The organism is Bradyrhizobium sp. (assembly GCF_049512235.1).
In the GTDB taxonomy this organism is placed as follows: Bacteria; Pseudomonadota; Alphaproteobacteria; order Rhizobiales; family Xanthobacteraceae; genus Bradyrhizobium.
The window spans coordinates 1-6,792 of record NZ_JBEKXH010000347.1 but is presented as its reverse complement, the minus strand read 5'-3'; the positions used below and the strand labels follow the sequence as shown (position 1 = coordinate 6,792).

8 protein-coding genes, 1 pseudogene and 1 riboswitch are annotated in these 6,792 nt (G+C 62.9%); of the genes and pseudogenes, 2 read left to right on the top strand and 7 right to left on the bottom strand.

Annotated elements, in window-relative coordinates; translation table 11 throughout:
* Window positions 1-170, top strand: a pseudogene (locus tag ABSG20_RS25745) (shikimate dehydrogenase); the annotation flags it as partial.
* A 55-nt stretch (window positions 171-225) separates the two neighbouring features.
* Here ABSG20_RS25745 and ABSG20_RS25740 read toward each other — a convergent pair.
* Both ABSG20_RS25740 and ABSG20_RS25735 read right to left on the bottom strand, forming a co-directional pair.
* Window positions 226-723, bottom strand: a complete 498-nt coding sequence (locus ABSG20_RS25740) for a peptidoglycan-binding domain-containing protein (protein WP_423867306.1) — start codon at window positions 721-723, stop codon at window positions 226-228.
* Between the two features lie 147 nt (window positions 724-870).
* Window positions 871-1,254 carry a hypothetical protein gene (locus tag ABSG20_RS25735; RefSeq protein ID WP_423867305.1) on the bottom strand — a complete coding sequence of 128 codons (384 nt, stop codon included), beginning with the start codon at window positions 1,252-1,254 and terminating at the stop codon, window positions 871-873.
* Window positions 1,255-1,611: 357 nt separating this feature from the next.
* Between ABSG20_RS25735 and ABSG20_RS25730 the strand changes: the two genes are divergently transcribed.
* A complete protein-coding gene (locus ABSG20_RS25730) occupies window positions 1,612-2,460 on the top strand; it encodes an SDR family NAD(P)-dependent oxidoreductase (RefSeq protein ID WP_423867304.1) in 849 nt (282 codons plus the stop codon).
* 63 nt (window positions 2,461-2,523) lie between these two features.
* Here ABSG20_RS25730 and ABSG20_RS25725 read toward each other — a convergent pair whose 3' ends face one another.
* The 5 genes from ABSG20_RS25725 to ABSG20_RS25705 all read right to left on the bottom strand — a co-directional run.
* Window positions 2,524-2,691: a hypothetical protein gene (locus ABSG20_RS25725; RefSeq protein ID WP_423867303.1), complete on the bottom strand. Its 168-nt coding sequence runs from the start codon at window positions 2,689-2,691 to the stop codon at window positions 2,524-2,526.
* Window positions 2,688-4,826 carry a xanthine dehydrogenase family protein molybdopterin-binding subunit gene (locus ABSG20_RS25720; protein WP_423867302.1) on the bottom strand — a complete coding sequence of 713 codons (2,139 nt, stop codon included), beginning with the start codon at window positions 4,824-4,826 and terminating at the stop codon, window positions 2,688-2,690. Before ABSG20_RS25720 ends, ABSG20_RS25725 begins: the two co-directional genes overlap by 4 nt.
* Complete coding sequence (locus ABSG20_RS25715; RefSeq protein WP_423867301.1) at window positions 4,823-5,293, bottom strand: (2Fe-2S)-binding protein; 471 nt, start codon at window positions 5,291-5,293, stop codon at window positions 4,823-4,825. The genes ABSG20_RS25720 and ABSG20_RS25715 overlap by 4 nt, the downstream gene beginning before the upstream one ends.
* Window positions 5,294-5,314: 21 nt before the next feature.
* Window positions 5,315-5,536, bottom strand: a complete 222-nt coding sequence (locus ABSG20_RS25710; RefSeq protein WP_423867307.1) for a hypothetical protein — start codon at window positions 5,534-5,536, stop codon at window positions 5,315-5,317.
* 192 nt (window positions 5,537-5,728) lie between these two features.
* Window positions 5,729-5,834: riboswitch (SAM-I-IV-variant riboswitch) on the top strand.
* A gap of 512 nt (window positions 5,835-6,346) precedes the next feature.
* Window positions 6,347-6,792: hypothetical protein (locus ABSG20_RS25705; RefSeq protein WP_423867300.1), on the bottom strand; the 446-nt coding region annotated here is incomplete at its 5' end.

The window sequence follows — 6,792 nt, the reverse complement described above, 5'->3', positions numbered from 1 at the left end:
TGATGAAGCAGGAGATTACGCCGTTTCTGGCGGCGGCGCGGGCGCGTGGCTGCGAAATTCAGGTCGGCACCGACATGCTGTTCGAGCAGATTCCGGCCTATCTCGAGTTCTTCGGCTTTCGAACGACAACGCCGGACGAGCTTCGGGCCGTCGCGCAGATCGATTACTAAGCACTCCGCCGCTCGGGAACGGACATTCTATAACCGGCCATCACGCGAATGCGGGTCACCTGCGTCCGAACAGTCCGCCCACCATGCCGCCGATCAGGCCACCTGGACCGCCGCCGCCGCGGCGATGGTGAGCACCACCGCCGCGACGATGGGCCGGATGGTCGTCATCGGATGCCTCGCCGCTACTGGAGTCGGCGTGCGCCGTTGAGACGATTTCGGCCAGTAGCGCCTTGTACTGCAGGGTGTTGAGGAAGCCGGTCTTGGGATAGCCGCGCGCCTCCTGCCAGCGCGTGATGACGGCGCGGGTCTGTTCATCGAACTTTCCGTTGACCCTGGTTTCGAAGCCGAGGCCGGCCAGCCCGCGCTGCACGTCGCGACGCCTTCCCCTGTCGAGGCCGATCTGATCTTCAGTTTCCTGATTGGTTTCTTCGGTAAAGGCCGCCTGATCGACGGATGCCGACAGGTCGCGGGTGGTCGTGCTCAGGCCGGCTTTTGCAGCATCCGCACCGACGAGAATTCCCAGCACCGACACGGCGAGAATCAAGACACGCATGGCCTATTCTTCCCTGATGAAGTCTCGCAATGTTTTTGCTTTGAAAACCGGCGTCGGCTCAAATACGCCGCCGTGAGACTCGGACCTCCGGCGGCGTCAAAATCATGAGTCAATTGCGGTTTCGTCGCTAGGCAACTGTTATCCGGATCACTTGTTCCATTGCCCGCCTCGATTCTTGCACGTTTGGTTCTTGCACTCCGCCTCGCTCCCGAGGGCAAGCGGCTTGGCCGCCCGCGCTGCGATTAGCGTGCGGCGATGATGGATCAGATTGTCGAGCCGATGCGCGGCCGCGATCAGCGCCTGTGCTTCCGAGGCGGCCTCTTCCCGACTGGCCGTTCTCGCAAGCTGGTCGCGAAGGATGCCGTCGATCTCATGCTCGATTTGCCGCAGTTGCGTCTCATCGTCGACGTTTCGGATCCGTCCCGGCAGCACGCAGAACGCATCTAGCGCCGCAAGCGTGGTGTCGCTGGCGCGGACGCCCAGAAAGCACCGGGCCGCAGCGAATATCGACGCCAGCGCGCCGAGCGCCATCGTAATGCGTCGCACTCGTTGCCCGCTCGTCGCCTCCAACAGATGTTAGGAGGTGAATATCATGAAACTTGTTTCGGCACTTGCTGGCCTCGCCGCACTTGGCGGGGTTGCTTTATCCAGCGCGACCGCATCTGCGACGCCTATCGACGTCCCGGCCTCCACGACGGGAATCGTCATGTCCGGGTTACCTCCGGGTAGCGACCGTGGCGAGGACATCCCAGATCGGCGGCTTCGTGCCATGGCACACGAGCGGACATCCGGCACGCTTCCCAATCGCTCGAAAACGCGGTCATATGGCGTCCGGGGATACTTGGCGTTTTGGGGCGAGGGTGTCCGCTTGCACGGGGGAGAATGCGCGTGAAGGAACTCGCTGGAAAGACTGTGTTCGTGACCGGTGCAGCGTCAGGCATTGGACTGGGGATCGCGACCGCCTTCGCCCAGGCGGGGGTGAAAGTCATGCTTTGCGACATTGAAGAAGCGGCTCTGTCCGCAGCGCTCAAGCAACTGAGGCTCACCAACGTCGATGTCGACGGCGTGAAAGCGGACGTTTCACTCAAAGCCGAACTAGTGGCGGCCGCCGAAGCCACGACTGCCCGCTACGGCAAGGTGCATATCCTCGTCAACAACGCGGGCGTCGGCGGCGGTGGGCCTTATGGCGCCTGGACCGAGGCGTCGTGGAACTGGACCATGGGCGTCAACCTGATGGCGACCATTTGGGGGATCGAGATTTTCGGGCCGTTGATCGAGCAGCATGGCGAGGGGGGACACATCGTCTCCACAGCCTCGATCGCCGGCCTTATTTCAGGGGAGAGCAATGCATACAACGTCTCCAAGTATGGCGTTGTCGCGCTGTCCGAGGGCCTGCGGCGTGAACTCGCGCCCCGAGGGATTGGCGTATCGGTGCTGTGTCCAGGGGTCATCCGCACTCAAATCATGAACTCAAGACGCAATCTCCCCAAGCGCTTCGAGGGGGCGCTCCCTGCCTTGCCGACTTCGGGCCCACGTGCCGAGCGGATCAATATGCTCCGGGAACGCATCTCTCAGGGCATAGAACCCAACTATGTCGGTGAACTCGTCCGCGAAGGCGTCGAAAAGGACTTGCCATATATCTTCACCGACCTCGAATTTGAGCCGATGATCGAAGCGCGCTTCGCCGCAATCAAGCAAGGCTTTGACCACATCCGCGGGCGCAACCCGAAACGTTGAGCGCGCTGCCTTCCACCAGCCTTAGCGGCTAAAACGAATATTCGGATAGGGCTGAAACCGGCTTCAAAACCGTTGCGCAGTGGACCGCCAATGTCTCATTTTGCCGGCCATGGCGCCGACCGCGCCGAATTCACCGGCTATATCGAGCGCGGTCAGCGCCCTGAATTCCGGCGCGAGGCTCGCGACCAGGCCCTGGGCGGCGCCGCCGCTCAGGATGCTCAGGCTGTTCATGCGCCAAGCTCCGCGGCCGCGATCAAACTGTCGCGCGTGATCGGCAGGTCGCGAACGCGCACCCCCAGCGCATCGAATACCGCGTTGGCGATGGCCGCGCTGACCGGGCCATGGGCGGCTTCGCCGGCGCCGACCGGCTCCAGCTCGGGCCGCGCGATCAGTTCGACCTCGACCTCCGGCACCTCGCTGAAACGCAGGATCGGATAGTCGGTCCAGCTCGTGGTGGTAATGCGCTGGCGGTCGAAGCCGACACGCTCCTTCAGGACCCAGCTGGTGGCCTGGATCGCGCCGCCTTCGATCTGGTTGATGACGCCGTCGGGGTTGATGGCTTCGCCGACATCGACCGCGATCGTGAGCCGCTTGACGTGGATATCCTCGGCACCCTCGATCTCGGCGACGACGGCACAATAGGCCCCGGAGTTCTTGTAGCGCGCGAAGCCTGTGCCGTAACCGACCCCGTCGCGCTTCACCGGCTTCCAGCTCGCGCGTTTCGCAACGGCGCGGATCACATCTTGCGCCCTGCGATCGCGGAGGTGCCGCAGCCGGAAGGCGATGGGGTCTTCGCCGCGCTCGGCCGCCAGCTCGTCGAGAAAGGATTCGATCGCAAAGACGTTGCCTTGGGCGCCCAGCGTGCGCAGCGCGGAGGTGCGGATCGGCATCGTGAGCAGCCGATGACACTGGATCTTCCAGGACGGAAAATCATATGGTGGAACCGAGTTGCGGTCGGCGCCGCCGCCATTGGCCGGCGGCGGATTGGTCGCGATCATGCGCGGAAATGGTTCTGCCAGTTCGCTCGCCGCGAGCAGCACCGGCTGCGCCGCGCGCCCGGGCCGCGCGGTGTGGCCATTGCTCCAGGTCTGATGGCGCCAGCCGACGATCTCGCCTTGTGCATCGAGATCGGCTTCGATCTCGATCGCCATCGCCGCACCGAATGGCGCGTGCGACATCTCGTCCTGCCGCGACCATTGCACGCGGACCGGCCGGCCGCCGGCCGCTTTTGCCAGCAGCACGGCATCGAGCGCGACATCGTCGGCGGCGTTATGCCCGTAGCAGCCGGCGCCTTCCATGTGCTCGACTGTGATCTTCTCGACGGGTAATCCGAGCACCAGCGCGAGGTCGGCGCGGAGTAAATAGACGCCTTGGCTGTGGGTCCAGACGTGAACGCGGTCTCCACTCCATTGCGCCATCGCGCAGGACGGCGCGATCGAGGCATGAGCGAGATAGGGGCGGGTATATTGCCGCCGGATCGTGCGCTGCTTTGCGCCGGCCTGGCGCGCGGTCTTGTCGTCGATCACCGTCAGCTCCGACGGCTGGGCTTGCAGCCACGCCGCGAGCGCCGATGCATCGGGGAGCATTTCGCCGGCAGACCATTTTGCGCTTTTGCGCAATGCCTGCAGCGCGGCCTCCGCGCCGTCCTCGCTTTCGTTGACCACGCCCGCGAAACTGCCGTCGCGCACGATGGCGATCTGGCCTGCCACGGCGCGAGCGCCATCCTCCGGCAGTTCGACGAGTTTTGCCCGGGGCATTTCAGCTCGCAGCACGCGACCGTGCAGCAGGCCGGGCAGCATGACATCGTGAATGAAACGGGGATGTGAAAACACCTTGTCGGGGATGTCGAGCCGCTGAATCGAATTTCCGGCCAGTATCCGCTCGTTGGCCGGTTTGGGCAGGGCGCCCGGGCTCGCCTCGCGGTCCAGCGAGACCTGATCGGCGAGTTCCCAATAGCTCGTCCTGACATTGCCGGGTCCCGAGATCGTGCCGTCCTCGATGTCGAGCACATCGGTCGGCACGCCCAGGCGATCGGACGCGGCCGTCAAGAACAGCTGCCGGATTTCGGCGCAGGCGGTGCGGATGGCGCGGCCGGACTGCTGCACCGAAAGGCTGCCCGAGGTCGCGCCCTCGTTGGGGCTTGCCGCGGTCGAGGCGCGGACCATCCGCACCCGCACCATGGCGACATCGAGTTCGTCGGCGGCGATCTGCGCCAGCGCGGTGACGATGCCTTGCCCGATCTCCACCTTTCCCGGCGAAACCGTCACGTGTCCCTCCGGCGAGATCTGCACCCATGACGACAGCGCCGGGTTTTGCGCGAGGCTGACCGGCAATTTTGCCAGAGGCGAGGGGGCAATGTCCGTCATGGCGCGGCCATCTCGGCGGCCGCGCGTAGCACCGCCCGAACCATGCGGTTATGCGAGCCGCAGCGGCAGAGATTGCGGTCCAGTGCAGCCCTGACGTCGGCGGCGGTGGGATTGGGGTTTTGCCGCAGAAGGGCCGCCGCGCTGATCAGGATGCCGGGAACGCAATAGCCGCATTGCAACGCCTGCTCGGCGATAAAGGCGCGCTGCAGCGGATGCGGCGCTTGCGCGCTTCCAAGCCCCTCCGGCGTGGTGATGTCCTTGTCCATGACCGACCATAGTGGCGTATCGCAGGCGGCCACCGCGTGATCGCCGATCATGACGTAGCAGGCGCCGCATTCGTTGGCGCCGCAGCCGAAATGCGCCCCGGTCATGCCAAGCCGGCCGCGCAGGCAGCTGAGCAGCGAGGTGTCTTGATCGGCGTCGATGCTGGTCTCGACACCATTGAGGCGGAATCTGATCTCCGGCATCGTTTTGACCGCAACCTGGTCCTATGGATTGTCGGCGAATGTCTTGACCACCCCGGCCCATTTTACAATATCGCCGCGCAGATATTTGTCGAACTCCCCAGGGCTCATCGACAAGGGAACCGCGCCCTGATCCTTCCAGCAGTGAAGTAGTGCTCGCAAAGAGCACCGATGCGCTCCAGGTCCGGATAGCGCCTCGACAAAAAATTGAAATTGGCTGATTTTCGTCTGCCCCTTGGCATTCATAGGATATTCGCCGATCTCCCTCGAAGGAGCTTCATTCTCGCATCTTTACACCGAATAGATTTGGCTAATCTGAGCCAGCCGAACCACCATGTGCGAACCCATGGATCGATGCAACTGAACGTTGGAGGTAACAGATCGTATTTCCTCAGGTTCGGACCTGCGGGGGTTAACCTTAAAGTGAGCCTACACTCAGCCGCGCATCAAGAGCAGGGCTGACGCTCTCGCCAACCCGCCAGTCCTGGGCAAGGTGGTTTCCCGCAAAGGAGATGCCGCTACCTCGGCAACGAAACGGGTCGCGCGGACGTCAGCCCCTCCCTTGGGAAACCATTGGAGGTATTTTTGTGGCTACGCACAATTCCGGCACCCCGGTCGCCACCTCTGGCGAGGTAACTTCGGCTGGTGTGCCGTGGTCGGACGCGTCAGACTCTGACCTCGTCCATGCCGAATGGATGGACGGGCGGCACGGCTCGGCCAAGCAGCCTCTGGCCTCCATAGGAATTCATAACCACAGAAGCGGTACGCTAAATGATTGAGGGATGCCCGGGTTCCGCGATGTGCGGTCCGTAGGGCGGATCACGATCCGCCGTTATGATCGACAAAATGGCGGGTTACGCCTTCGGCTCCAAGCCGCCCTTCGGACTGGGGGCTGATCGACGTTGCCCGCCTGCTCCGAGGGATGATAATATGGAACAGTTGAAATCATGGAGCGCGCCAAGGCTCACGCCCCGGGGCGTCTGCGCGATGATAGGAACGCGCGATGAAGCCTTCATGTCTGGCTTCAAAAATTAACTGGAGGTGAAAATGCATGTTTCAAAATGGGGCGACAGCTTGGCTGTACGGCTCCCCGAGACTGGTCGAGAAGATGGATTTGCGAGACGGTGACGAGTTGGCCATCGTGGAAAGCTTAAGGAAAAGATCGTGGTCGAAAAGGTGGACCGGCGTGTCCGGTTTCTCAAGGATATGGAGCAGTTTCGCTGGCCTGCCCCCAAGGGCTACAAATTCGATCGTTGACGAAGCGAACGAGCGGTGAAGCGGTTTTTTGATACGAATATCGTTGTTTATGCCTTTCTGGACATCGACAAGCTCGTCAATCCCTTCCTTGAAAGCGCGCCGCCGTGAACGGCAATCCCTATGCCGCCTGCAGTGAAACTCGTCATGCCCGGCGTTGTCCGGGCATACAAGTCTTGGCTTTGGTTGCGGCAGAGCAAGACGTGGATGGCCGGGCCTTCGCCGCGCCGAAGGGGCTTCGGCCCCGC